Raw genomic sequence first — 25,631 nt, 5'->3', positions numbered from 1 at the left:
ACCTCGGCGGCTCGTGCGGCCCTCGTCTTCAGGCGGGCAGCAGGCCGAGCGCGCGCACCGCCTCGCGCTCCTCGATGAGCTCGGCGACCGACGCCTCGATGTGGGCGCGCGCGATCGGCCCCTCTTCGAGGCCTGCCACGATCGACCACGCGCCGCCGTCGGAACGCACCGGGAACGAGCACACCAGTCCCTCGGGCACGCCGTAGCCCGCCGCGGCATCGGCGTTGGCGTCGCTCGAGCTGACGCCGGCCGACGTCCACCGCTCACCGGTGCCGTTGACCCAGTCGGAGACGTGGTCGATCGCGGCCGAGGCCGCGGACGCCGCGCTGGATGCTCCGCGCACCTGGATGATCTCCGCCCCGCGCTTTGCCACCTTCGGCACGAAAACGCTCTCGAGCCACTCGTCGTCGACCAGCTCGGCGGCGCGACGTCCGTCGACCGTGGCGTGCGAGACATCCGGATACTGCGTCGCCGAGTGGTTGCCCCACACGATCACGCCGTCGACCGAAGCCACCGGCACCTCCGCCTTGAGCGCGAGCTGGGCTGTCGCACGGTTGTGGTCGAGCCGGGTCATCGCCGTGAATCGTTCGCGCGGCACGTCGGGAGCGTTGGCCGACGCGATCAGCGCGTTCGTGTTCGCGGGGTTGCCCACCACCAGCACTCGCACATCGGATGCCGCGTGCTCGTTGATCGCCTTCCCCTGCGGTCCGAAGATGCCCGCGTTCGCCTCCAGGAGGTCGCCGCGCTCCATGCCGGCGGTGCGTGGGCGGGCACCGACCAACAGCGCAACGTTCGCGCCGTCGAAGGCGGTGGCGGGGGCATCCGAGACGTCGATGGAGTGCAGAAGGGGGAAGGCGCCGTCGATGAGCTCGAGCGCGGTGCCCTCGGCGGCGCGGAGGCCCTGCGGAATCTCCAGAAGGCGCAGGTCGACCGGCACGTCGGCGCCGAGAAGCTGCCCCGACGCAATGCGGAAGAGCAGGGCGTAGCCGATCTGTCCGCCCGCTCCGGTGACGGTCACGGTGGCGGATTCACGCGTCGAAGAAGGCATGGCGCCAGCCTAGGCACTCGTGCGCGGAGCCCCGGGCCGAGACAGGGATCCCCGGAGCGCGAAACGGCGCTTCCGGGGATCCGGCGCGATGTCGGGTGCATCACACCTGCGGTCGGGCGCTTTGGGGGGATGCCCCCGACTGCCCTTTGAGAGTATGAGTATTCTTCGAACAATCCCTGAAGGATTACTTCGGCGCGCCTGGACGCTACCTATGATTACGCCATACGCTGTCAGGCGTCGAGTTCGCCGCGCCTCGCCGTCGCCCAGAGGTCGACGCCGGAGTCCACCGCGTGGCCGTCGATGGCAGCGAGCTCTTCGTCTGTGAAGTCGAGTCGATCGAGCGCACCGACGTTCTGCTCCAGTTGCTCCAGACTGCTGGCGCCGATCACGAGAGAGGTCATCCGCTCGTCGCGCAGCGCCCAGGCGAGCGCGAGCTGAGCCAGTGTCTGGCCGCGCGATGCAGCGATGTCGGCGAGCGCGCGGATGTGGCCGAGCGCGGCATCCGTCAGCAGATCCATGGAGAGGGACGAGCCCTCGGCCGCTCGCGAGCCCTCGGGGATGCCGTCGAGATACTTGCCGGTCAGCATGCCCTGGGCGAGCGCGGTGAAGCCGATCACGCCGAAGCCGAGTTCGCCGGCGGCATCCAGCAGTCCCTCGGTCTCGATCCAGCGGTTCAGCATGGAGTACGACGGCTGGTGGATGAGGAGGGGAGTTCCGAGGTCCGCGAGCATGGCGGCCGCACGCCGGGCGTCCTCCGCGCTGTACGACGAGATGCCGACGTAAAGGGCCTTACCGCTGCGCACCGCGTAGTCGAGCGCGGCCATCGTCTCTTCGAGCGGTGTCGATGGATCGGGGCGGTGCGAGTAGAAGATGTCCACGTGGTCGACGCCCATGCGCGCCAGCGACTGGTCGAGGCTGGCGAGCACGTATTTGCGGCTGCCTCCGCCCTGACCGTACGGGCCGGGCCACATGTCCCAGCCGGCCTTCGTCGAGAGCACGAGCTCGTCGCGGTAGGGGAGCAAGTCCTCGCGCAGGATGCGTCCGAAGTTGATCTCCGCCGACCCATAGGGCGGGCCGTAGTTGTTCGCCAGATCGAAGTGCGTAATGCCGAGGTCGAACGCGCGGTGCACGATGGCGCGTTGCGTCTGAATCGGGCGATCGTCTCCGAAGTTGTGCCAGAGGCCGAACGACAGTGCCGGCAGGTCGAGCCCGCTGCGCCCGGTTCGCCGGTAGTGCATGTGGTCGTAGCGGTCTTCGCGGGGAATGTAGGCCATGGCAAGGAACCTACGACGGATGCCCCGCCCGCGTCAGCGCGCTGTCTTCGCCGCCGCTTTGGCCGCTTTCTTCGTTTCGCGAACGCGCGCGAGGGAAGCCGCGTCCACGATGTCGGCGACCGAGCGGTACGACCCTGCCTCCCCGTACGGTCCGGCGGCGTCGCGCCACCCGGTCCCGTCGTATCCGTACTGCTTGCCGAGCAGTGCGACGAAGATGCGTGCCTTCTGGTCGCCGAACCCCGGCAGCGCCTTCAGACGCTTGAACACCTGTGCTCCGTCGGGAGATCCGTCCGTCCAGATAGCGGATGCCTCGCCGTGCCAGTCCTCGACTATCGCGCGGCACACCGCCTGGATGCGTGCCGCCATCGAGCCGGGGTAGCGGTGCACCGAGGGAGGTGTGGCACAGAGCTTCGCGAAGGCATCCGGGTCGGCGTCGGCGATGGCCTGGGCGCTCAACGTGCCCAGTCGCTCGCGGATCTTCTGAGGTCCGGCGAACGCGGTCTCCATCGCGACCTGCTGGTCGAGGAGCATTCCGATCAGCAGCGCGAGCGGGTCGGTCGAGAGCAGTTCATCGGCCGCCTCGTCGCCGGTGATGTGCAGGGTGCCGGTCATGGGGCCCATCCTGCCATCTGCGCGCGGGGCGCGGCCGTCTGTTCGCAGGTGGAAAGAGGAACTTGTTTAATCGATAAAGCGCCGCTAGTTTAATCGATAAAGCACTGCAGGCGACGGCGGAGAGGACCACTCACATGGCGAAGAGGCCGGCCGACCACAGCACGGTCACGCTCAAGGACGTCGCCTCCCGCGTGGGTGTGACGACGGCTGCGGCGTCGATGGCCTTGGCCGGTCACGAGCGGATCAGTGAGAAGACACGGGATGCGGTGCGCCGCGCCGCCGACGAACTCGGTTACGTTCCGAGCTCCGCGGGCCGCGCGCTCCGCAACCAGCGCGCCGGCGCCATTGCCGTGATCGTTCCGAACACCTCGCAGCACGTCTTCGGCCACCTCTATTTCATGCACGTGCTGACCGGCGTCTCCTCGGCAGCGAACGACCACGACGCGCAGCTCATTGTCTCGACCAATCCGGACGAGGCGCACGGCGTCGTCGCATACGAACGGGTGATGCGGTCCCGCAGTGCCGACGGCGCGATCGTCACCAGTGCCGCGATCGATGACAGCAACATCGAGACCCTCGTCGAGACCGGCCTGCCGGTCGTGCTCATCGGCAACTTCCCGTACCTTCCGTCGGCGGTGACCGTGGGCATCGACGACGTGGCGGCGACGAAGGCGATCGCCGAGCACCTCATCGATGAGCACGGCGCGCGTTCCCTTCTGCACGTGTCAGGCACTCTGGATCACCAGACGGGCATCGACCGTCGCGAAGGATTCCTGGAGGCCGTGCGCGGCCGGGGGCTGGAGTCCTTCGCCGCGGTCGTTGAGGGTGATCTGAGCGAAGAGTCGGGCGCACAGGCGGTCGCGTCTTCGCTCGAAGACGGCCGGCGATTCGACGGAATCGTCTTCGCGAACGACGATATGGCGCTCGGCGGCATGCGAGTCCTGCGCGAGCGGGGCATCCGCGTTCCCGAGGATGTGGCGGTCGTCGGTTTCGACGACTTCGGCCTCGCCCGCGTCTCGACCCCCGCGATCACCACCGTGCGCACGCCTGCGGAACGGATGTCCCGACTCGCCGCCGAACAGTTGTTCCGGCTCATCGACGGGTCGGCAGAAGGCCCCACCCATCACGAACTCGACGTCGATCTCGTCTTCCGCGCCTCGTGCGGCTGCGAGTCGGGCGACGGCGAGCGAGTGACCCCCTTGCGCGGCGAAGAGCCGCACCGCAATGACAGGCAAAGGAGCGTTTCGTCATGAGAAAGAAGATCGCGGCGGCACTGGCCGCAACGGCGATCGTGGCACTCGGGCTGTCCGGGTGTTCGTCGTCGGGGAGTGGCACCGACAGCGGTGGAAAGGTGACACTCACGCTGTGGACCGGATTCACCGGCGGTGACCGCCCCGGGTATGCGCAGATCGTGAACGACTTCAACAAGTCGCATTCGAACATCCAGGTGAAGATGACGGTACAGCCCTGGGACACCATTCAACAGAAGCTGCCGTCGGCCTGGCTGACGGGGCAGGGGCCCGACCTCGCCACGCCGTCGAGCGACCCGAACGCGGTCGCCGACTACGTGAAGAAGAACTCCGTGCTCCAGATCACGAACACGGGCTCGGGCGATGACCAGATCAACGTCGACAAGCTGGCACCCGGAACCGTGAAGGAGTTCACGTACGACGGCAAACTCTACGGGGTGCCGGCCAACTTCGCCACGTTGAGCCTGTACTACAACAAGAAGGCGTTCGCCGCCGCCGGCATCGACAAGCCGCCGGCGACCGTGGACGAGCTGGCCGCCGACGCGAAGAAGCTGACGGGGAACGGCCAGTACGGGCTCGTGCTCGCCGACAACCAGACGATCCAGATGTGGCCGATTCTGCAGTGGCTCGAGGGCGGCGACATCGTGAACGCGAAGAACTGCAGCGTCGTGCAGTCCGCCGCCGGGCAGAAGAGCCTCTCGAAATGGGCCGACTTGGTGTCCAAGGACAAGGTCAGCCCGGTCGGGCTCACCGGCGCCGAGGCGGACTCGCTGTTCTCGGCGGGCAAGGCGGCCATGGAACTGAACGGTCCGTGGGCCGCACCCGGGTACAAGAAGGCGGGCATCGACCTCGGCATCGCAACGGTTCCGGTCGGGGTCGACGGCAGTTCAGTGACGCTCGGATCGACGGCGCCTCTGACCATCTCGGCGAAGACGAAGCATCCGAAGGAGGCCCAGGAGTTCCTGGCGTACTGGACGAGCAAGAAGGTTCAGGAGAAGTTCTCGCTCAAGACCGGCTTCCCGCCGCTGCGCACCGACCTCGGTGACGACGCCAAGCTGAAGAATGATCCGACCATCTCGGTATTCGCCGCCCAGGTCCCGGACTCGCGTCTGTATCTGCCGCACGTCCCGAATGCGACGAAGGTGGACTCGGATGCCTACACCACGCTGATCGGTCAGATCACGCGCGGAACTCCGGTCGGGACCGCGACCAAGCAGGCGGCCACCACGATCGACGCTCTCACGGGCTGCTCGTCATGACGACGAGCACCACCGACCGGGTCTCGCCGCGCGTGCGCGGCGGGGCCCGGCCCCCGGGTGGACCGACGCCGGTCCCGTCGGCGCGACGGCGGCGCATCCGATGGCAGCCCGCGTGGCTGTTCATGGCGCCGAGTCTGCTGATTCTGGGCGTCTTCGTGCTCTACCCGATCCTGCGAACGCTGTACTACAGCTTCTTCGACTGGTCGGTCGGTGCCGCGGTGCAGCCCTTCGTCGGGTTTGGCAACTACATCAAGCTCTTCCAGGACCCGAGCTTCTGGAACGCGCTCGGGGTCACGCTGGAGTTCACGGTGGTCTCCGTCGTTCTGCTCATCGTGCTCGGGCTGCTCACGGCACTCGCGTTGCAATCGGAGGGCCTGGCGAGCCGCATCACGCGGTCGGTGTTCTTCTTTCCGACGATCGTCTCGCTGGCGACGATCGGCCTGGTCTGGAAGTTTCTGCTCGACCCCGACATCGGCCTCGTCGGAGGGGTGACGAAGGCGCTGGGCCTCGCGCCCGTCGCCTGGCTCCAGTCCGCGCAGCTCGCGCTGCCGACCCTCATCTTCGTGTCGGTGTGGCGCAGCGTCGGCTTCGCGATGATCCTCTTCGTCGCGGCGCTCCAGGGCGTGCCGGGCGAACGATACGAGGCCGGACGGCTCGACGGCGCCGGCCGCTTCTCCCTCTTCTGGTACATCACGCTTCCCGGCATCAGACCGACGATGCTCTTCGCGACGATGATGCTGACCATCCAGTCACTGCAGGTCTTCGACCTCGTCTACGTCATGACCGGGGGCGGTCCGCTCTATCGCACCGACACCCTGGTCAATCTGATCTACCGCGACGGATTCGTGAACTTCGAGACGGGATACGCCGCCGCGATCTCGTGGGTCCTCTTCGCGCTCATCATGCTCATCTCGCTCCTTCAACTCCGGATCTTCAGGTACAACGATGTCGACTAGCGCCACCGCCACTCGAACGTCCCCCGGGCGTCCACGGGCCGGTCGTGCCGGCCTGCGGGCCGGTGCCGCACTCAAATGGATGTATGTGGGCGTGGGCTTCGTGCTCGCGCTCATCCCCTTCATCTGGATGGTGTCAGGGTCGTTCCGCAGTGAGGCCGACCTGTATCAGAACCCGGCGAGCCTCTTTCCCACGAGCATCACGCTGCACGGGTACATCGGCGTGTGGCAGCAGTTGCCGTTCCTCCGCCTGCTCCTGAACTCGTTCGTGTTCGCCGGCGTCACGACGGCACTCACGGTGCTCTTCGACTCCATGTGCGCCTACGCGCTGGCGAGGCTGAGGTTCGTGGGCCGCAACGTGTGCTTCGTTCTCGTCATCGCGACGCTGATGGTTCCGTTCCAGGTGACGCTGATCCCGGTCTTCATCCAGCTGTTCCATCTCGGGTGGCTGAACACCTACGAAGGGCTCATCATCCCGAGGGCGACGAGCGCGTTCGGCATCTTCCTGTTCCGCCAGTTCTTCATGAGCATTCCCGCCGACCTCGACGAGGCGGCCCGGATCGATGGCGCGGGCCACTGGCGGATCTACTGGCGGGTCATCATGCCGCTGGCGAAGCCCGCCATCGCGACCGTCGCCATCCTCAACTTCACCAATCTGTGGAATGACCTGCTCTGGCCACTGGTCATCACCAGCTCGAACGACATGCTGACCCTTCCGGCCGGCCTCACACTCTTCGGAGGACAACACGTGACCGATCATGCGGTTCTGCTCGCGGGAGCGACCATCTCGCTCGTTCCCATCGCGATCGGGTTCTTCTTCGCGCAGAAGTACTTCATCGCCGGTGTCGCGACGACCGGGCTGAAGTGATGGCGCCGCTCGCTCACGAGGATCGGTTCGGCTGGATCCTCGGCATCGAGGACACCTGCGTCTACCCGCACGCCGGGGCGCGGATGCAGCCGCTTGACGAGTTCCAGCTGACCGAACACGACGCCAACTGGCGTGATGATCTGCGTCTGGCGCGCGACCTCGGCGCGACCGCCGTTCGCTACGGCACGCGCTGGCCGCTCGTGCACGTGGCTCCCGGGCGGTATGACTGGTCATGGCTCGAGGAGAGGTTCGAGTTCGCGGTGAACGAGCTCGGGCTCCGCGTGATCGCCGACCTCGTGCACTACGGCACCCCGACGTGGCTCGAAGGATCGTTCGCGGATCCGAGCTACCCGGAGGTGGTCGCCGACTACGAGGGCACGTTCGCCTCGCATTTCGCGGGTCTGGTCGACGACATCACGCCGCTGAACGAGCCGGTCACGACCGCGTCGTTCTGCGGCCTGCGCGGCGTCTGGCCACCCGCTCTGACGGGCTGGGAGGGGTGGACCGCCGTCGTGCTCGGCGTCGTACGAGGAATGCAGGCCTCCATCCGTGCGATCCGGGAGGCCAACGGCAACGCGCGGATCGTGCACGTCGAGGCGTCCGCGCTCTATTCCGCCGAGTCCGAGTCGCTGGCCGATCATGCGGTTCACTTGGAATCCGTGGGGATGCTGCCCACCGACCTCTTGACGGGCCGGGTCACCCGGCAGCATCCGATGCACGACTGGCTTCTGGCGTGCGGGGCGAGCGAGCGTGAGCTCGACGAGCTCGTGCGCGGCGCCGTGGATTTCGATCTTCTCGGGGTCAACTATTACCCCGATCTGTCCCCGCGCACGCTGACGCAAACGGGTGGGGCCGTCGAGCAACGCGCCACGAATCTGTGGACGCGCGGACTCGTCGACAGCGTGCGCGGCTTCATCCGCCGGTACGACTCGCCGGTCATCGTCACGGAGACGAGCATCGAGGGCACCGATGAGGTGCGCAGCGCCTGGGTCGACGGGTCCGTTGACGCGGTTCGCGAGCTGACGGAGTCTGGCGCCGACGTGCGCGGGTATACCTGGTGGCCGCTCGTGGACTTTGTCGACTGGTCGTACGCATCGGGCGGACGGAACGTCGAGGAGTTCGTCGTCGACGAGTCCGTGGTCGCTGCGAGGACTCGCCCATCGGCCGCGACATCGAAGACGCCGTTCCTCCGTCGTATGGGCCTCGTCAGACTGGAGGAGCAGGCCGACGGCAGCCTCCTCCGCGTCCGCACGCCGGCCGCCGAGCGCTTCGTCGCCCACGCACGGGGACCGGTGTCGAGGTGAGCGGCGCTGACGACCTCGCCACCTCGAACGCGAGTCCCGTTCTCGAGATACCGACGGAGCCGCATCCGGTGCGCCCCGAGTACTTCGCCGATCCCTTCTTGACGCGATTCGGCGGTCGATTCTTCGCGTATGGAACGTCGGATCCGCGGGGGCCGATCACGACGTTCGAGGCGATCTGGTCCGACGACCTCGAACACTGGCAGTCGGTGGGCCAGGTGCTCGATCCGCTGGATGTTTCGTTCGGCGATGCGTACTGGGCGCCGGAGGTGGTGGAGCGGGATGGCCGTTTCTGGATGTACTACTCCGTCGGCCACGACATCGCGCACCACCACCTCCGAGCCGCGTCGGCCGAGACGCCGTCCGGTCCGTTCGTCGACTGCGCCGTCGATCTGACGCCGGAGGAGTCCTTCGCCATAGACGCTCATCCGTTCCGCGACGACGACGGTCGCTGGTACCTGTACTTCGCGCGCGATGTTCTCAATGACAAACGCCCTGGCACGCACCTCGCCGTCGCCGAGTTGCTTACGCCCACCCGCCTGGATGCGACCACGCACGTGGCCCTCGCTCCGAACGCGGATTGGCAGATCTATGAGCGCGATCGCTCGATGTACGGTCGTCGTTTCGACTGGCACACGCTCGAGGGCCCGACGGTGATCCATCACGGCGACGCCTATGTGATGTTCTTCTCGGGCGGCTCGTGGGAAGGCCCGGGATACGGTGTCTCGCTTGCGACCTCCAAGCATCCGTTCGGTCCGTGGAAGCACTCGTCGGGAACAACGCCGGCTTTCCTCAGCTCACGAAGCACGGGCTTGGTCGGTCCCGGACACAATTCGATGGTTCGAGCGGGCGACCGCTGGGTCACGGCTTTCCACGCGTGGAACGCCGAACGGACCGCGCGGCAGATGTACGTCGCCGAGGTGCGCTTCGTCTGATCGGGTTGCATTTCCCGCACCGTTTCACCCGTCGAGGAGGTGACATCCGGGGCAGGGGCGACGCATGCTGAAGGCATGAGTGAGACAACCGACACTGCGAACGGAGCGCCGGAGGGCGCCAAGATCATCGTCGGAGTGGACGGCTCGGAGCAGTCGATCGCTGCGCTCCGCCACGCCGCACGCCTGGGCGGCCTGCTCGGCGCCCGCATCGAGGTCGTCACGACCTGGTCCTATCCCATCGCCATGTCGCCTTACGCGATGACGACCGAGCCGTCGTTCGAGGAGATCGCGCGCCAAGCGCTCGATGAATCGCTGAAGGATGCCTATGGCGAAGACATCCCGGCCGGCCTGACGTCCGTCGTGCAGTTCGGGCATCCGGCGCAGGTGCTCATCGAGCGCAGCACGGGCGCCGAGATGCTCGTGCTCGGCTCGCGCGGTCGCGGAGGCTTCACCGGCTTGCTGCTCGGTTCGGTGAGTTCGGAGTGCGCGGCGCACGCGAACTGTCCGGTGCTGATCGTGCGCTGAGCCGGAACGCGGCTCGTGCGCTGAACGGAAGGCCTGCGGCGCTGCCAGAGGCCGGGCATACGAAGCCACGAACGCGCGCCCGGGCGCGGTGGCGCACCGTAGGCTCGACCTCATGGCGACGGTGATCCTCGTGCGGCACGGGCGCACCGCGGCGAACGCGAGGGGCATCCTGGCGGGCCGCATGCCCGGCGTGCAGCTCGACGAAGTCGGCCGCGGCCAGGCGGAGCGTACCGCGCAGAGACTGGCGGCCGTGCCATTGGCGGCTCTCGTGTCGAGCCCCCTGGAGCGTTGCCGGGAGACTGCCGAGGCGATCCTCGCGAGTCAGCGCGAGGGTGCCGGGCGAAGCCGTGCGACCGGAAGCGAAGGTGCCGATCGGGGCAATGCTGGCGAGGGCGAAAAGGCAGGGGACGCGCAGCCCGCGGCCGTGCGCGGCGTGATCCTCGAATCCGTGGCCCTCGAACCGGCGCTCACCGAGTGCGGCTACGGCGAATGGCAGGGCCGCGCGATCAACGAGTTGGTGCGAGAAGACCTGTGGCGACACGTGCAGGCGAGCCCGGCATCCGTGACCTTTCCCGGCGGCGAGGCGATGCTCGCCATGCAGGCGCGTGCCGTCGAGGCGATTCGGCGTCACGATGCGGCGGTCACCGCCGAGTACGGCGCGCGTGCCGTCTGGGCAGCCGTGAGCCACGGAGACGTCATCAAGTCGGTGCTCGCGGATGCCCTCGGCCTGCCGTTCGATCGGTTTCAGAGCATCGTGGTCGGGCCTGCTTCGGTGTCGATCGTGCACTACGGAAGCCAGCGGTCGGGCGTGATCGCCATGAACACGCACGGTGGCGACCTCGGGTGGCTGAAGGACGGTGTCCCCGACGAGGACGCGCCGGTCGGCGGTGGCGCGACCGCCGGCTGACGGCGTGCGACGACCTGTGCGCTCGGGCAAGTCGCAAGAAGTGGTTCTTTCGGCGCGGGGATCCGAAATGACAGACCTGTGGAAGCCGAACCGGCCCGCGCCATTCGGCATGACCGGCACGCTTCGAACAGAGCACGGGCCCGCCTCCTATGCTGAGGCCATGCCCACCGTCGTCCACGGCTTCGACTGGCCCGATCGTGTACTTGTGGGCACGATCGGTGGCCCCGGCTCGCGCGCCTTCTATCTGCAAGTGCGCGAGGGGCGTCGCGTCGTGAGCGTGCTGCTTGAGAAGCAGCAGGCGGCGTTGCTCTCGGAAAAGATCGAGCAACTGCTCGACGGCCTCATGACGACCGACAGCCCGGTCGCCATTCCCGCGGAAGCCCCGCCGGAGTTGGTCGATTCCGCTCCGCTCGAACCCGTCGACGAGCAGTTCCGGGCGGGGACTCTCGGCCTCGGCTGGGATCCGTCGCGCGCTCAGATCGTGCTGCAGGCCTACTCCGACCAGCCGTTGAGCGACGACGACGCCGACGAGGAGCAGCCTGCCGAGATCGTCGCCGTGCGGATGCCCGTGGGCACCGCCCGCGCGTTCGTCCAGTCCACCCGCGCGGTGGTGCAGGCCGGACGTCCGCTGTGTCCGCGATGCGGGCATCCGATGGATCCCGACGGACACGTCTGCGAACAGCCCGGCCTGGTCTGATGGTCACGAGCGTGCCGGCCGATGCGCTGGAGCTGGTCGCGCGCATTCCGACGGCCTCCAACGAGACGTTCCTGGCACGACTCGGCGGCAGCGAGGTGATCTACAAACCGTCGGCGGGCGAGCAGCCGCTCTGGGACTTTCCGAACGGCGACCTCGCCCAGCGTGAGCTGGCGGCGTACCTGGTCTCCGAGGAGCTGGGCTGGAACATCGTTCCCCGCACCTGGCTGGGCGACGGGCCGCTCGGTCCCGGCATGGTGCAACTGTGGCAGCACACGACCGGCACGGCGGCCATCGACGTGCTGCCGACGGATGTCGTGCCGCACGACGGCTGGCGTGTCGTGTTCGAGGGCGAGGACGAACACGGTAGAACCGTCGCACTCGTGCACGAGGATTCGGCGGCACTGCGCCGCATGGCCGTGTTCGATGCGCTGGTGAACAATGCGGATCGCAAGGGCGGTCACGTGCTCGTCATGCAGCACGGTCATCGGTTCGGCGTGGATCACGGACTCACGTTCCACGTCGAGCACAAACTGCGCACAGTGCTCTGGGGTTGGGCGGGGGAGCCGCTGAACGCGAACGAGACGCGCGGGATCGAGCGGCTGCGGGCATCCATCGACGGCGAACTGGGAGTTCGGCTCGCGGAGCTCATCGAGGGCGACGAGATCGAGGCGCTGGCCGACCGCTGTGACACCCTGCTCGCGCTCCCCGTCTTTCCCGCGCCGAGCGGTTGGATGCCTGCCACGCCCTGGCCGCTCTTCTGACCGTCGCTGAGAATTCGTCGAGAACCGCGTCATGATCGGCCGGTGTTCGGCGTCTTCTCCCATGGAGGCTCCCGAACCTCCCCTTCACCTCATTTCGAGGGGTGCCCCGCCCGACATCTACTGGGCGGGGCATCAGGGGTGGACCCCGTGGGGCACGCAGGGAAGGGCCGCCGCGACCGGATCGGGCAGGGGCGCATCGGGCGTGCACCCTCGTTCTGGGTGCTGCGCGAACATCCGGCCGCATACAGGCTGGAAGCATGCAGGACTGCGTCGAGGTGATCGTCGTGGCCGCGAGCGCGTTGGCGCTGGGTATCGCTTTGGGGGCGTTGATCACGTATGTGCGTTTGAGGCGCCGTCGGTAATTAGTGAGTGTGTGGTGATTCGTCGGCGTGCAGCGACGCGGTTCGCCGGCCGAGTGACTTCACCTCATGCTGAGCACGGCGATCGCCGCCCTGCTCAACCTGGCCAGGGCGGCGACGGACGTTCTTGCTTCAAGCGGCCCGGCGTGTGCCCCGTTCGGCAAGCCGGCGTCCTTCGACCTCGGCGGCGCGGACTGCGTCGACGCGCATCGCGTCAGCCATGTCCCTGAACCGGTCCAGGCTCGGGTTGACCCCGACCAAGGTGAACCGACGGTCGACCGTGGCGAGGTCCAGCCCGAAGACGTCAACGAGAATGCGCTGCAGCCACGAGGTGGAGTGATCCCATCCCTCCTTCGGCGATCCGGGCGCGTAGTTTCCTCCGGAGACGGTGACCAGAAGCGCGGGACGGTCGCGGAGTTCCGGACCGCCCTCGCTGATTCGGGGGTCGGTGTAGAGGATGTCGAACCACGACTTGAAATGCTGCGAGACTCCGTAGTTGTAGAGCGGTACCGCGAAGACGAGGGTGTCGGCCGCGATGAGCTCGTCGGCCAAGGTGGTGGCGAGCTCGATGGCGGCCTCCTGGGCGGGAGTGCGCGCATCCAGTGGAAGCTGCTGCCCCACGACGGCGTCGGCCCAGGCCGTGGACGGTAGCGGGCTCGCGCCGATGTTGCGGCGGATCACCTGCTCGTCGGGATGTGCCGCCGTCCACTCGGCTTCGACGATGTCGGCGAGCTCGCGGCTCGCGGAGCGGTCGGGAAAGATGCTTGCGTCAAGGCGAAAGAGGGTCATAAGGTTTCCAGTTCTTTGGTCAGTTGTTCTTGAGGCTTTGCGTGAATGTCGGCTTTCTGGCGATCACTCCTTTCCTGCGATGTTGACGCCGAGAGAGAGGTTGAATCCCAGACCGCCGCGGGCCAGGCCCATCTCGAGCAGGCCCGCGCCCTCCAGCCAGTGGGCCATCGTGAGGTCGCCGGCGTCGCGAGGACGCAGCCCCAGGCTGGTGATGAATGCGGACAGGTCTGCTTTCGCCTGCGCATCGTCGCCGGCCATGAACACGTCCACCGGGGCGCCCGCCGCCACGAGGTGGCTGAAGAGGGTGTTGAACGCCTTGACGACATGGGTGCTCGTCGGCGCGGCGTCGGCCACCAGCTGTGCGACGGACGTGTCGTGAGGCACGGCGAGCCCAGAGGCGTCGGCGTTGAACGGATTCGTGATGTCGACGACGATCTTGCCGGCCAGAGCCTCGCCGTACTCCCTGACGACCGGCACGGCGCCCGCGAAGAGCACCGCGAGGATGACGATGTCTCCGGCCGGTGAGGCACCCCACGTTCCCGCCGTAGCGCCGTTGCCGAGCGCCCGGGCCAGCGCCTCGGCCTTGTCTCCGTTCCGCGCGATGATCTCGACGGTGTTGCCGCCCTTGAGTGCCAGGGAACCGATGGCTTTGGCCATGTTCCCCGCTCCGATGATGCTGACGCTGCTCATGTTGTGCTCCTTCGTCGTTGCGATTCCGTGGCCGTCGGGTTCTCGCTGAGCGCTCGAATGGAGCAACAGGTGAGGCCCCCCTCCGGTTGTTGATGGAACCGGAGGGGTGCCTCATGTATTCCGCCCACCACGCCCGAATCGAAAAATGGTGGACCTGTCCGGTTGCTGTCGAGCCCGGAACCGGAGGGCATCCTCAGTGCGGAGGTAGATTGGCGGTGTGAGCACGAGTGAGGTCGAACGGGCCCGCGCGCCCTGGCGCCGCGACGCTCAGAAGCGCCACGACAGGCTCATCGAGGCGGCGCGGCGTGAGTTCGCCGCCCGAGGGGTAGACGCCTCCTTGGAAAGGATCGCCCGCGAGGCGGGGGTCGCCATCGGAACCCTGTATCGCCACTTCCCGACGCGCTTGGATCTGCTCGTGGCCGCCTTTGAACCCCGGCTCCAGGAATTCCTCGAGGGTGCCGAGAAGGCCATGGAGATGGATGATCCGTGGGAAGGGTTCGTCTACTACATGGAAAACCTGTTTCGGGCGCAGGCAGGAGACCGAGGGTTCAACGACTTCCTCTCCCGTCGCTTTCCGAGCAGCCCTGAGACAGAGCGCATCCACGATCAGGTGTGCCATCAAATCGAAGCCGTACTCACCCGAGCCCAAGAAGCCGGCAAGGCCCGGCCCGACATCGCGATGGCCGACATCGTCAACCTCATCTGGTCGAATGGCCGGATGATCGATGCCACCAGTGTCACGGCGCCGAACGCGTGGCGTCGCCACCTCTACCTCATGCTCGACGCCTACCGAGCCGAGCGTGCGCATCCGATCCCCGAAGCGCCCATGACCGACGAGCAGCTCTACGACGCCATGGTCCAGCTCAACAAGGTGGATTGAATAGCGCCGGCCGCGGCTGAGGAAACGGTGCCGCGAAAGGCGACGAAGGCCGCGTATCCGCTGAGCGGTAAGGGTTTGCCCGGTCGAGCCGGACGCTTCGTTTCAGATCGGCGCAGCGCTTCATGAATTACGTCTCGCAAGCCCGCCTCAGAGACGGAGAAGGCGTTCCGCATTGCGGTACGAGATCAGTTCGCGCTCGTCGGCGGCGAGCGGGGCGCTCTGGAACGCGGCGACAGCAGACGCCGTGTCTTCCCACGGATAGTCGATGGCGAACATGATGGCATCCGCACCGATCGCGTGGATTGCGCCGGTAAGCGCTGCGGGCGACGGTACGCCGCTCGTCGTGATGTGAATGTTCCTGCCGAGGTATTCGGAAGGCATCCGTCGGATGCGACGCCCGGAGTCGAGGGTCGCGTAGCGGGAATCCAGCCGCGACATCATGAACGGCAGATACTCGCCCATGTGGCCGAGGATCACTCGCGCCGAAGGATGCCTGTCGAAGACCCCGCCGAAGATCAGACGGAGTGCGTGTCCGCCGGTCTCGGCGCCCCAGGTGAAGAGCGGGCCGATCAGCTCGGGAGCGCCGTCGGCGAGCGCCCATTGCTCCCGGGTGGGCGCCCCGGGGTGGATGTAGAGCGGAACGTCGAGCTCTTCGAGAACGTCCCAGAACGGCTCGAACGCGGGGTCGTCCAGGTACCGCCCATCCGTGTGGTCATTGACCAGCACGCCGCGCATCCCCAGTTCGCCGATGGATCGGCGGGCCTCCGTCACAGCGGCTCGTGGGTCCTGCAGTCCTACCGCAGCCAGGCCGACGAACCGGTCGGGGCGCCGCCGAACAGTCTCCGCCAGAGCGTCGTTGGCCTCGCGAGCGATACCAGTCGCATCCGACGGGGCCAGCGCTGCTGCCTGTACCCCGGGAGCCGTGAGAGAGAGCACCTGCACGTCGACGCCGTTCGCATCCATGTCGGCGAGCCGCATGCCCGCCAGCTCGGGGAGTCTTTCGGCGACGTGGTGCACGAACTCGGAACTCACTCGGATGGGACCGAGGTCGAGCATCCCGGGGAAGCGTGAAGCGAGGGTGGGGAGGGAGAATGATTCTTCGAGCGCGATGAGTCGCATGGTTACGCCCTACTTTCTGTCCTTCCCACCATGGATGTCGTCCCTCCTCTGAATCCAACGACTTCTCTCGAACCCGTATCGGCCGGGTCGATACTGCGTGTATGGATCTGCAGCAACTGTCGTATTTTGTGGCCATTGCTGAGGAGGAGAGCTTCACGCGTGCAGCCGCACGCGAACACGTGGTGCAGTCCACGGTGTCGTCCGCCATCAGCCGGCTCGAGGCGGAACTCGGCCAACAGCTGTTGACACGTACGCCCCGAGCGGCGAGGCCGACCGAGGCCGGGATGCTGCTCCTGAGACGAGCTCGCAGCATGTTGTCCGAAGCAACCGCGGTGCAGGAGGAGTTGGCTGCGTTGCAGGGGCCCGTCGCCGGCACCGTGACCATCGGTTGCCCGCTCTCCACAGGAAGCCTGAACCTCGGCCGCGTCTTGCACGAAATGCGCCGCGTGCTGCCTCTCGTCGACGTTCGCCTGCGGGTACCAGAGACGGCCAACGACTGGAATCTCAGCTCGCTCCTCGACGGCGAGTTCGACCTCGCACTTCTGCCGAAACCGTCGTCAATCCCGCAGGCGGTGCAGGCGACGCCGGTCGGAACGCTCAGCCTCGTGTTGACCACCGCAGCCGGATCGGAAGAGCCCGACCGGCCGTGGTCGGTTGCAGAAGCCGCCGCGGCAGCGACCGTCGACTTCCCGCCGAGCTGGCCCAACAGGCGCAGAACGGATGCTTACTTCGCTCAGAACCGCACGGAAAGGAATGTGCTCTTCGAAGTCGCCGATGTGGCCTCCGCCATCGAGATGATTCGAGCCGGCCTCGGCGCAGCCTTCCTCCCGGAGTCGCTTATCTCTGGTTGGGCCGGGATCCGGACGGTCGAGCTCGCACGCGCGATTCCCTCCCGCACGCTCGTGCTCGCGCAGCGATCGATCCCGCAGCGTCCCGCCGTGAAGGCCTTTTCGGATCTCGTGATAGCGCGGGTCGCGGAGGGCGTCGGTCAGGCGTGCGGACCGGCACAGAACAGCATCGCGCCGAACGACCGATGACGGATCCCTTTACGGGCTCGGTATGTACTCGTGAAGCAATCCAGGGACCGCTTGGGCGGTGGAGTCGAAGTCATGGTCCGCGATGAGGACTGCGGCGGCATTCACGTGGGCCCAGGAGGCGATCATGATGTGGACAGCGCCGGCGGCTCGTCCTGTTCCTCGCTGGAACAGGGCTTGCCGGATCTCCAGCACGTCTTCCAGGAAACAAGAAAACCCCCGGCTGACCGGCGGGGCTTCACTGGTGGCTCCGACCGGCATCGATCCGGTGACCTTTCGATTTTCAGTCGAACGCTCTACCAACTGAGCTACAGAGCCGCAGCACCGAACAAGGGGTGCCACTCGAAAAGAAGCCCTTCCGCAGAAGGGCTTCTCCTCAGCGACCCTGACGGGACTTGAACCCGCGACCTCCGCCGTGACAGGGCGGCACGCTAACCAACTGCGCCACAGGGCCTTGTGTGTTTATTCAGTTATCAGTGTAGTCGGCCTCGCCGTGACCCCAACGGGATTCGAACCCGTGCTACCGCCGTGAAAGGGCGGCGTCCTAGGCCACTAAACGATGGGGCCGTCTTCACGTTTTCTTGGCGTTGACTGCCGACGCTAAAGCCTAAATGAGGCCCGGCGGATTTCCAAACCGGCGCCGTCCGCGTCGGAGGCCAGCATTCCCGGTCGATGCCAATCCCGCGACGAGCGCCGAATGGCACGGGCGATGCTACCTGGCCGGGGTACAGTCGCACAGACATCCGGCCGACCAACGACCCTCCGCTCGATGTTTCGGGTGATCAGCTGAGGACGAGAACCATGACGCGAGACGACCGTGCGCAACGACGCGTGCGCTCACGCCGCCCGCGTGCACGAAGGCGAGGCGTTCGGGGGACGGGCGCGCGTGCGCTGCTCACGGGCATCCTGGCGGCGGCTCTGGTCGGCGGCATCGCGATGCCGGCGCACGCCGACGACTATCCGAGCTGGACCGACGTGCAGAACGCCAAGTCGAACCAAGCCGCAGCGCAGGCGGAGGTGACCAAGATCGAGGGGCTCATCGCGAGCCTGAAGACGCAGGTGCAGCAGACCCAGGATGCCGCGGTCAAGGCGGGCGACGAATACCACGAGGCGCAGCAGAAGTTCGATCTCGCCGACGTGAGGGCGCAGGAGTTGCAGGCTCAGGCATCCGGTCTGGAGAAGAAGGCGACCGCGGCCACGACCCAGGCCGGACGGCTTGCCGCGGAACTGTACCGTTCCGGCGGCGGCAACCTCACGGCGAACCTCTTCCTCAGCGGCAGCAAGAGTTCGAAGGATGCCGACAAGCTGCTCGATCACCTCGGTGCGGCTTCGAAGCTGGTTGAGAACACGTCAGGCATCTACGAGCAGGCGGAGCAGGCCCGCAATACCGCCAAGGCCATGAGCGACCAGGCGAGCGCGGCGCGAACCGAGCGCGAGGGGCTCCGCAACGATGCGGACACCGCGTTGCAGAAGGCGACCGCCGCAGCGAAGGCGGCGCAGGATGCGCTTGCGACGCAGCAGGCGCAGTCCACCGTGCTCGAGGCGCAACTCGCCGCACTCAAGGACACGACCACGAAAACCGTGGCGCGCTACCAGGCGGGCGTCGAGGCTCGGCGCAAGGCGGCCGAGGCGGCCGAGGCCGCCGCGGCCGCCGCGATGGCCGGCGGATCGGTCGGCTCGCAGGGGTGGGCGGTGCCGGTGAGCGGCCCCATCACGGACTACTTCGGCTGGCGCGTCTCGCCGTGTTCCGGCTGCACGAGCTATCACGAGGGGACCGACATCGGAGCGTACTGCGGGGCCACGATCTACGCCGCGCACGCCGGCACAGTGACCTATGCCGGGTGGAACGGCGGCTACGGAAACTTCGTGCTCCTCGACAACGGGGGTGGCATTTCTACGGGATACGGACATATCGTGAGCGGAGGCATCCTGGTCAGCTACGGCGAGTCCGTCGGCGCCGGAGAGCCGATCGCGAGGGTCGGGAGCACCGGCAATTCGACCGGATGCCATTTGCACTTCGAGGTGCGTGAAGGCGGTAGCGCGATCAACCCGGTCCCGTTCATGGCCTCGCACGGCGCACCTCTCACCTGATCTGTCGCGGGGGGGCGATATGGCACGAGAGACGTCGAACAAGGCGCGCCGAGGAGACCCGCGGAATGAGGATGGCTCGCGGCTCGACGCCGACATTCTCGGAGCAGAGCGTCGGCGCCGTGAGCGTGCGCTCTGGGCCGAAGGGTCGCCGGTGAAGGATGACGCGCGCGCGGAACCGCGCGCGCAGAACCGCACCGGTTCGTTCCGCACCCTCTCACTCGGGGCGGCCGCGGTCGGGGTGATCACGGCATCCATCGGAATCGTCGCCCCGGCGGCGCACGCCGACGATTACCCGAGCTGGAACGACGTGCAGCAGGCCAAGGCCAATGTCACGCAGCAGAAGGCGCTCGTCGACAAGATCAACGGGCTCATCGCGGGCCTGCAGAAGAATGCGGATGCCGCGAGCCTCGCCGCGCAGAAGGCCGCGGAGGCCTACCTCGAGACCAAGGTCAAGCTCGACGACGCCACGACCAAAGCGGCCGGCCTGAAGAAGGACGCGGCGACCGCGGAGAAGACGGCGAAGGCATCCGCGATGCGTGCCGGTCTTCTGGCGTCGCATCTCGCACGATCGGGTGGCGGCTCGTCGATCAACCTGATGCTCTCCGGAGGCGACGCCGACCGTGCCGACAAGTTGCTCTACCAGCTCGGCACGATGAGCCAGCTCACGGAACAGTCGAGCACCATCTACAAGCAGGCGATCACCGACAAGAACGCGGCGTCGGCCCTCGCGGACCAGGCGACCGCGGCCGAGAAGGCGCGCCAGAAGCTCGCCGACGACGCCGACGAGGCCCTGCAGACGGCGAAGGATGCCGCGGGTGCGGCGCAGACGGCCCTTGCTCAGCAGAAGACGAAGCAGGCAGAGCTCGTGACGCAGCTCGCCTCGCTGCAGAACGTGTCGGAACAGGTGGCGCAGCAGCACGCGGACGGCGTGGCGCGCGCCGCGGCGGCGAAGGCGGCCGTGACCGCTCCGTCGACGACCGGAACGTCGGACGGTGGTTCGGGCTCAGCCGGTGGTTCGGGCTCGGCCGGCGGTTCGGGTCCGTCCGCGGGCTCGGGCTCATCGGGTGGCGGTTCGGGCTCAGCCGGCGGCTCCGGCTCGTCGGGCGGGTCGAGCGCACCGGGAGGTTCCACCGGCGGTTCGGCGGGCGCACCGAACAGCAGCGCCGTCGAGACCGCCATCAACTACGCCTACGCCCATCTCGGCGCCCCGTACGATCTCGGCGGCGAGGGGCCGACGTACTACGACTGCTCGGGACTGGTGATGATGGCCTACCGAGCCGCTGGCATCTACGTCGGCGCCCACAGCGTGGGCGACCAGTACTACACGGCTCAGGCCAGGGGACAGCTCGTCCCGTTGAGCCAGCGGCAGCGCGGCGACATCATCTTCTGGTACGACGGCGGCTTCTACCATGACGCCATCTATCTGGGGAACAACCAGATCATCGCGGCGCGCGACTACGGCGAACCTCTCGCGGTGCAGGGGTTGTGGGGGTCGCCGTATCCGTACGTGGCGCGCCCATCGGCCTGACGGCGCGAGCCGAGCGCGGCCGCAGCAGACCTACTGCTCGCCGCAAAGCCCTGGCCGCTCAGGCGCGGGCGCCATCGCGTGACTGATCCGCGGTGGCGCCCGTCCTCAGCGCCGGCTCGACCTCACGATCGTGATCGGCCTCAGTGGCCCTGCTCGGCGAGGCGCGCGGCGGCCTCCTGCACGAGGCGATCGGCGTCGGCGGCGGTGCCCCAGGCATCCACCTTGACCCACTTGCCCGGCTCGAGATCCTTGTAGTGCTCGAAGAAGTGCTGGATCTCGTTCTTCGTGTACTCCGGAATGTCGTCGACGTCTTGGATGTGCTTCCAGCGCGGGTCCTTGTACTGCACGGCGATCACCTTGTCGTCGCCGCCGGCCTCGTCGCTCATGTGCAGCACGCCGACCGGACGCACCTTCACGCCGACGCCCGGGAAGAGCGGGTAGTCGAGCAGCACGAGCACGTCGAGCGGGTCGCCGTCTTCGCCGAGGGTGTTCTCGAAGAAGCCGTAGTCGGTGGGGTAGCTGAAGTTTGTGAACAGCACGCGGTCGAGGTAGACCCGACCGGTCTCGTGGTCGACTTCGTACTTGTTGCGGCTGCCGCGCGGAATCTCGATGATCGCGTCGTAGTCGGCCATGCGGTGCTCCAGTTCGATGAGTGGGGTGATGGTGTGGCTGATGGATGCCCGCCGCGGCCGCTAGCGCACGCCACCGCCGCAGACACGCGCCTCCAATCTACCCGCGCCGCGGATGCCACGGCCATGACGGCCTAGCGTGGAAGCATGGAGCCCCGACGCCCGCGCCTGACACCGCCGATCGCGGACATCCGGCGCGCCGTGCGCGAGGGCCTCGCCGCCGCCGGAGTTGCCGAGGGGGACCTCGTGCTCGTCGGTCTCTCCGGCGGCGGCGACTCGCTCGCGCTGGCGGCGGGAGCCGCTTTCGAGGGGCCGCGGGCGGGCATCCGGGTGGGTGCGGTGATCGTGGACCACGGGTTGCAGGATGCCTCGGCCTCCGCCGCCGAACGCGCGCGTGAGCAGGCGGTCGCCCTCGGCCTCGCCCCCGTGGTCGTGACGCGGGTTCAGGTGGCCGATGCCGCCGCGGCGGGAGGACCCGAGAAAGCGGCGCGCGAGGCCCGTTATGCGGCCTTCACCGGGGCGCTCGCCGACACAGGCGCGACTCATCTGCTGCTCGCGCACACACTGGACGACCAGGCCGAGACCGTGCTGCTCGGACTGGCGCGCGGGTCCGGTGCGACGAGCCTGCAGGGCATGGCGCCGCGCTCCGACCTGCACTCCGAAGTGCGCGCCGGCGGGCGGGGCGCCGTGCTCCGCCCGCTGCTGGGCATCCGGCGCGAGACGACACGGCAGGCCTGCCGCGATGCCGGGCTCACGATGTGGGACGACCCGCAGAACCTCGACCCTTCCTACGCGCGGGTGCGCGCGCGGCAGAACGTGCTGCCGGTGCTGGAGCGCGAGCTCGGACCGGGGGTCGCGGAAGCGCTGGCCCGCACGGCCGACCAACTGCGCGAAGACGCGCAAGCCTTCGACGAGATGATCGAGGAGGTCATCGAGGACATCTGCGAACCGGCGGAGGCGGGCATCGCCGTGTCGGTGCGTGCGCTCGAGGCGAACCCGGCGGCCTTGCGGAATCGGATCATCCGGCACGTGGTCTTCAGCGAGTTCGGCGTGGCACTGGAGCGCGTGCACGTGCTCGCGGTCGCACGTCTCGTGACCGACTGGCACGGGCAGAAGGCACTCGATCTGCCCGGCGGCGTGCGGGCATCCCGAGCCGGCGGTCACATCGTGTTCTCCACGACCGGGGCGACCCGACTGCTGCCGCACGACCACTGAGCGCCCAGCGACACCGGCGCTGGGCTCATCGTGTCGTGTGCAGCCCTTTCCGCTGTCACAAAGCGAGTTCACTTCGCGACAGCGGAATCGGCATTGTGTGGCAGCGGGGACGTGCGACGGATGGAACCAGGGCACGAAGCGGGCGCAGAGCGACGCCGCGAGAAGCGCGGCGACGTGCGTGCGAGGATGGATGCATGCTGCCAGAGGACATCCAGGGCGATCTCACGACGGTGCTCGTCACCGAGGAACAGATCCAGGAACGCCTGGCCGAGCTCGCCGCGCAGATCGACGCGGACTATGCGGGCAAGGATGTGCTGCTCGTCGGCGTGCTGAAAGGCGCCGTGATGGTGATGGCCGACTTGGCGCGGGCGCTGAGCATCCCGCTCGAGATGGACTGGATGGCCGTGAGCTCGTACGGCGCGAGCACCAAGTCGAGCGGTGTGGTGCGCATTCTCAAGGACCTCGACGCTGCGCTCGCCGGGCGGCACGTGCTGATCGTGGAAGACATCATCGACTCCGGCGTGACACTCTCGTGGCTGCGCGAGAACCTGATCACGCGCGGACCGGCATCCGTCGAGATCTGCGCTCTGCTGCGCAAGCCCGATGCCGCCAAGGTGGAGGTCGACGTCAAGTACGTCGGCTTCGAGATCCCGAACGACTTCGTGGTGGGCTACGGCCTCGACTTCGCGGAGAAGTACCGCAATCTGCGCTCCGTGGGCATCCTGGCGCCGCACGTCTACGAGTGACCAGGGCCGCAGCGCTCGCCGCGCGTTCCAGCGGATGTCTGCGGGCGCGTCGGTCGCGGGAATCGCACTGCGCGCCCTGAGCGAACACGGAGTGGTTGCCAAGGAACACGGCGGTACCCTGACAGGACCATGAACCTGAAAAAGATCTTCCGGGGCCCCATTCTGTGGATCGTGCTCGCGGTCGTCATCGTGTGGATCGGCTCGAGCCTGATCACCATGTCGGGCTACAAGGAGATCAGCACCGAGCACGGGCTGCACCTCCTCAAGGGAGACAAGGTCTCGCAGGCCACGATCGTCGACAACGACCAGCGTGTGGACATGACGCTGAAGAAGGCCGACGGCTCCAACGGCACGCAGGTGCAGTTCTATTACGTCGAGCCGCGCGGAACCGACGTGGTCAAGGCCGTCTCGAGCGCCGACCTGCCCAAGGGCTACAACGACCAGGTGCCGCAGCAGAGCTGGTGGCTCTCGATTCTCAGCATTCTGCTCCCGGTGCTGCTGATCGGCGTCTTCTTCTGGCTCATGCTCTCCGGCATGCAGGGCGGCGGCAACAAGGTCATGCAGTTCGGCAAGTCCCGGGCGAAGCTGGTCTCGAAGGAGAGCCCGAAGGTCACATTCGACGACGTCGCCGGCAGCGACGAGGCGATCGAAGAGCTGCAGGAGATCAAGGACTTCCTCAAGGAGCCGGCGAAGTTCCAGGCTGTCGGCGCGCGCATCCCCAAGGGTGTGCTGCTCTACGGCCCTCCCGGAACCGGTAAGACGTTGCTCGCCCGCGCTGTCGCGGGTGAAGCGGGCGTTCCGTTCTACTCCATCTCGGGATCGGACTTCGTCGAGATGTTCGTCGGCGTCGGAGCCAGCCGCGTTCGCGACCTGTTCGACCAGGCCAAGCAGAACGCGCCGGCCATCATCTTCGTCGACGAGATCGACGCGGTCGGCCGCCACCGCGGCGCGGGTCTCGGCGGTGGACACGACGAGCGCGAGCAGACGCTGAACCAGCTCCTGGTGGAGATGGACGGCTTCGACGTCAAGACCAACGTCATCCTGATCGCGGCGACGAACCGCCCCGACATCCTCGACCCGGCGCTGCTGCGCCCCGGCCGCTTCGACCGTCAGATCGGCGTGGATGCCCCCGACCTCGTCGGCCGCAAGAAGATCCTCGAGGTGCACGGTCGAGGCAAGCCGCTCGCCGCCGGCGTCGACCTCGAGGTCGTGGCCCGCAAGACGCCCGGCTTCACCGGTGCCGACCTGGCCAACGTGCTGAACGAGGCAGCGCTGCTCACGGCGCGCTCGAACGCGCAGCTGATCGACAACCGAGCGCTGGACGAGGCCATCGATCGCGTGATCGCCGGCCCGCAGCGCCGTACGCGCGTCATGAAGGACCAGGAGAAGCTCATCACGGCGTATCACGAGGGCGGCCACGCCCTGGCTGCCGCCGCGATGCGCCACACGGACCCGGTGACGAAGATCACGATCCTTCCCCGCGGCCGTGCCCTCGGCTACACGATGGTGCTGCCGCTGGAAGACAAGTACTCCGTCACGCGCAACGAGCTCCTCGACCAGCTCGCCTACGCGATGGGCGGACGCGTCGCCGAGGAGGTCGTGTTCAAAGACCCGACTACCGGCGCGTCCAACGACATCGAGAAGGCGACCGGCATCGCCCGCAAGATGGTCACCGAATACGGCATGAGCTCCGACATCGGTTCCGTGAAGCTCGGGCAGTCGTCGGGCGAGATGTTCCTCGGCCGCGACATGGGTCACCAGCGCGACTACTCCGAGCGCATCGCCGAACGGGTCGACTCCGAGGTGCGGGCGCTCATCGAGAAGGCGCACGACGAGGCGTGGCAGGTCATCAACGACAACCGCGAGATTCTCGACAGCCTGGCTCGTGCACTCCTCGAGAAGGAGACGCTCGACCACCACCAGATCGCAGAGATCTTCAAGGACGTCAAGAAGCTGCCGGAGCGTCCGGAGTGGGTGTCGGCGGAGAACCGCGTCTCGCCGGGAATCCCGCCGATCGCGTTCCCCGAGCCGGAGACGGCGCCCATCGACGAGGGCGTGGTCGATGGCGGCGTCGACTCCGACCCCAACCCGGGCAAGCCGAAGCGTTCGCGTCAGATCAAGCCGCGCCCCGCGACGGCGTAAGGACGGGCAGACTAGCCGC

The 25,631-nt window shown here is 67.4% G+C and carries 24 protein-coding genes and 3 tRNA genes; 17 read left to right on the top strand and 10 right to left on the bottom strand.

Annotation, left to right across the window (positions count from 1 at the left end; all coding sequences use genetic code 11):
- Positions 1-28 precede the first annotated feature (28 nt).
- From H623_RS0111805 to H623_RS0111795, 3 genes are all read right to left on the bottom strand, one after another.
- Positions 29-1,048 carry a malate dehydrogenase gene (locus H623_RS0111805; protein ID WP_022901137.1) on the bottom strand — a complete coding sequence of 340 codons (1,020 nt, stop codon included), beginning with the start codon at positions 1,046-1,048 and terminating at the stop codon, positions 29-31.
- A gap of 230 nt (positions 1,049-1,278) precedes the next feature.
- Complete coding sequence (gene mgrA, locus H623_RS0111800) at positions 1,279-2,322, bottom strand: L-glyceraldehyde 3-phosphate reductase (RefSeq protein WP_022901136.1); 1,044 nt, start codon at positions 2,320-2,322, stop codon at positions 1,279-1,281.
- Between the two features lie 33 nt (positions 2,323-2,355).
- On the bottom strand, positions 2,356-2,934 hold the full coding sequence (locus tag H623_RS0111795; protein ID WP_022901135.1) for an HhH-GPD-type base excision DNA repair protein: 579 nt from the start codon (positions 2,932-2,934) through the stop codon (positions 2,356-2,358).
- A gap of 134 nt (positions 2,935-3,068) precedes the next feature.
- Here H623_RS0111795 and H623_RS21125 point away from each other — a divergent pair, with 134 nt between their 5' ends.
- The 10 genes from H623_RS21125 (at position 3,069) to H623_RS0111745 (ending at position 12,390) form a co-directional block, all read left to right on the top strand.
- A complete protein-coding gene (locus tag H623_RS21125) occupies positions 3,069-4,187 on the top strand; it encodes a LacI family DNA-binding transcriptional regulator (protein ID WP_022901134.1) in 1,119 nt (372 codons plus the stop codon).
- A complete protein-coding gene (locus H623_RS0111785; RefSeq protein WP_022901133.1) occupies positions 4,184-5,443 on the top strand; it encodes an ABC transporter substrate-binding protein in 1,260 nt (419 codons plus the stop codon). Before H623_RS21125 ends, H623_RS0111785 begins: the two co-directional genes overlap by 4 nt.
- Positions 5,440-6,399 carry a carbohydrate ABC transporter permease gene (locus H623_RS19535; protein WP_022901132.1) on the top strand — a complete coding sequence of 320 codons (960 nt, stop codon included), beginning with the start codon at positions 5,440-5,442 and terminating at the stop codon, positions 6,397-6,399. The genes H623_RS0111785 and H623_RS19535 overlap by 4 nt, the downstream gene beginning before the upstream one ends.
- Before the next feature lie 79 nt (positions 6,400-6,478).
- On the top strand, positions 6,479-7,264 hold the full coding sequence (locus H623_RS0111775; RefSeq protein WP_026940261.1) for a carbohydrate ABC transporter permease: 786 nt from the start codon (positions 6,479-6,481) through the stop codon (positions 7,262-7,264).
- Positions 7,264-8,568, top strand: a complete 1,305-nt coding sequence (locus H623_RS0111770; protein ID WP_022901130.1) for a family 1 glycosylhydrolase — start codon at positions 7,264-7,266, stop codon at positions 8,566-8,568. Before H623_RS0111775 ends, H623_RS0111770 begins: the two co-directional genes overlap by 1 nt.
- A complete protein-coding gene (locus H623_RS0111765; protein WP_022901129.1) occupies positions 8,565-9,500 on the top strand; it encodes a glycoside hydrolase family 43 protein in 936 nt (311 codons plus the stop codon). The genes H623_RS0111770 and H623_RS0111765 overlap by 4 nt, the downstream gene beginning before the upstream one ends.
- Positions 9,501-9,575: 75 nt before the next feature.
- The gene (locus tag H623_RS0111760) at positions 9,576-10,025 is read left to right on the top strand and encodes a universal stress protein (RefSeq protein ID WP_022901128.1); all 450 of its coding nucleotides are present in this window, start codon (positions 9,576-9,578) and stop codon (positions 10,023-10,025) included.
- A 112-nt stretch (positions 10,026-10,137) separates the two neighbouring features.
- Complete coding sequence (locus tag H623_RS0111755; RefSeq protein ID WP_026940259.1) at positions 10,138-10,932, top strand: histidine phosphatase family protein; 795 nt, start codon at positions 10,138-10,140, stop codon at positions 10,930-10,932.
- Between the two features lie 160 nt (positions 10,933-11,092).
- Complete coding sequence (locus H623_RS0111750; protein ID WP_026940258.1) at positions 11,093-11,629, top strand: DUF3090 domain-containing protein; 537 nt, start codon at positions 11,093-11,095, stop codon at positions 11,627-11,629.
- Positions 11,629-12,390 carry an SCO1664 family protein gene (locus H623_RS0111745; protein WP_022901125.1) on the top strand — a complete coding sequence of 254 codons (762 nt, stop codon included), beginning with the start codon at positions 11,629-11,631 and terminating at the stop codon, positions 12,388-12,390. Before H623_RS0111750 ends, H623_RS0111745 begins: the two co-directional genes overlap by 1 nt.
- A gap of 491 nt (positions 12,391-12,881) precedes the next feature.
- On the opposite strand, the gene H623_RS0111735 is transcribed toward H623_RS0111745, so the two are convergent.
- Both H623_RS0111735 and H623_RS0111730 read right to left on the bottom strand, forming a co-directional pair.
- On the bottom strand, positions 12,882-13,538 hold the full coding sequence (locus H623_RS0111735) for an FMN-dependent NADH-azoreductase (protein WP_022901123.1): 657 nt from the start codon (positions 13,536-13,538) through the stop codon (positions 12,882-12,884).
- A gap of 63 nt (positions 13,539-13,601) precedes the next feature.
- The gene (locus H623_RS0111730; protein WP_022901122.1) at positions 13,602-14,228 is read right to left on the bottom strand and encodes an NADPH-dependent F420 reductase; all 627 of its coding nucleotides are present in this window, start codon (positions 14,226-14,228) and stop codon (positions 13,602-13,604) included.
- Positions 14,229-14,445: 217 nt separating this feature from the next.
- On the opposite strand from H623_RS0111730, the gene H623_RS0111725 reads away from it, so the two are divergent.
- Entirely contained in the window at positions 14,446-15,108 is a 663-nt protein-coding gene (locus H623_RS0111725; protein ID WP_022901121.1) for a TetR/AcrR family transcriptional regulator, read from the top strand.
- A 147-nt stretch (positions 15,109-15,255) separates the two neighbouring features.
- Here H623_RS0111725 and H623_RS0111720 read toward each other — a convergent pair whose 3' ends face one another.
- On the bottom strand, positions 15,256-16,227 hold the full coding sequence (locus H623_RS0111720) for an amidohydrolase family protein (protein ID WP_022901120.1): 972 nt from the start codon (positions 16,225-16,227) through the stop codon (positions 15,256-15,258).
- A 101-nt stretch (positions 16,228-16,328) separates the two neighbouring features.
- Between H623_RS0111720 and H623_RS19530 the strand changes: the two genes are divergently transcribed.
- Entirely contained in the window at positions 16,329-17,264 is a 936-nt protein-coding gene (locus H623_RS19530) for a LysR family transcriptional regulator (protein WP_022901119.1), read from the top strand.
- Positions 17,265-17,503: 239 nt separating this feature from the next.
- On the opposite strand, the gene H623_RS0111705 is transcribed toward H623_RS19530, so the two are convergent.
- The 3 genes from H623_RS0111705 to H623_RS0111695 form a co-directional block, all read right to left on the bottom strand.
- Positions 17,504-17,579 (bottom strand) — tRNA-Phe (locus tag H623_RS0111705).
- A gap of 62 nt (positions 17,580-17,641) precedes the next feature.
- Positions 17,642-17,715 (bottom strand) — tRNA-Asp (locus H623_RS0111700).
- A 40-nt stretch (positions 17,716-17,755) separates the two neighbouring features.
- Positions 17,756-17,828 (bottom strand) — tRNA-Glu (locus tag H623_RS0111695).
- Between the two features lie 234 nt (positions 17,829-18,062).
- Between H623_RS0111695 and H623_RS0111690 the strand changes: the two genes are divergently transcribed.
- Together H623_RS0111690 and H623_RS19520 are read left to right on the top strand one after the other, a co-directional pair.
- A complete protein-coding gene (locus tag H623_RS0111690) occupies positions 18,063-19,352 on the top strand; it encodes a M23 family metallopeptidase (RefSeq protein WP_022901118.1) in 1,290 nt (429 codons plus the stop codon).
- Positions 19,353-19,371: 19 nt separating this feature from the next.
- A complete protein-coding gene (locus H623_RS19520; RefSeq protein ID WP_022901117.1) occupies positions 19,372-20,880 on the top strand; it encodes a C40 family peptidase in 1,509 nt (502 codons plus the stop codon).
- 140 nt (positions 20,881-21,020) lie between these two features.
- On the opposite strand, the gene H623_RS0111680 is transcribed toward H623_RS19520, so the two are convergent.
- The gene (locus H623_RS0111680) at positions 21,021-21,512 is read right to left on the bottom strand and encodes an inorganic diphosphatase (RefSeq protein WP_022901116.1); all 492 of its coding nucleotides are present in this window, start codon (positions 21,510-21,512) and stop codon (positions 21,021-21,023) included.
- Positions 21,513-21,656: 144 nt separating this feature from the next.
- Between H623_RS0111680 and tilS the strand changes: the two genes are divergently transcribed.
- The 3 genes from tilS to ftsH all read left to right on the top strand — a co-directional run bounded on the left by tilS (position 21,657) and on the right by ftsH (position 25,612).
- Positions 21,657-22,724 carry a tRNA lysidine(34) synthetase TilS gene (tilS, locus tag H623_RS0111675; protein WP_022901115.1) on the top strand — a complete coding sequence of 356 codons (1,068 nt, stop codon included), beginning with the start codon at positions 21,657-21,659 and terminating at the stop codon, positions 22,722-22,724.
- A gap of 194 nt (positions 22,725-22,918) precedes the next feature.
- On the top strand, positions 22,919-23,470 hold the full coding sequence (hpt, locus tag H623_RS0111670; RefSeq protein WP_022901114.1) for a hypoxanthine phosphoribosyltransferase: 552 nt from the start codon (positions 22,919-22,921) through the stop codon (positions 23,468-23,470).
- Positions 23,471-23,599: 129 nt separating this feature from the next.
- Positions 23,600-25,612: an ATP-dependent zinc metalloprotease FtsH gene (ftsH, locus tag H623_RS0111665; protein ID WP_022901113.1), complete on the top strand. Its 2,013-nt coding sequence runs from the start codon at positions 23,600-23,602 to the stop codon at positions 25,610-25,612.
- The last annotated feature ends 19 nt before the right edge of the window (positions 25,613-25,631 follow it).

It is taken from the genome of Humibacter albus DSM 18994 (assembly GCF_000421825.1).
In the GTDB taxonomy this organism is placed as follows: Bacteria; Actinomycetota; Actinomycetes; order Actinomycetales; family Microbacteriaceae; genus Humibacter; species Humibacter albus.
Note: the sequence above shows the minus strand (reverse complement) of the source record. Positions and strands in the feature narration are given on the sequence as shown.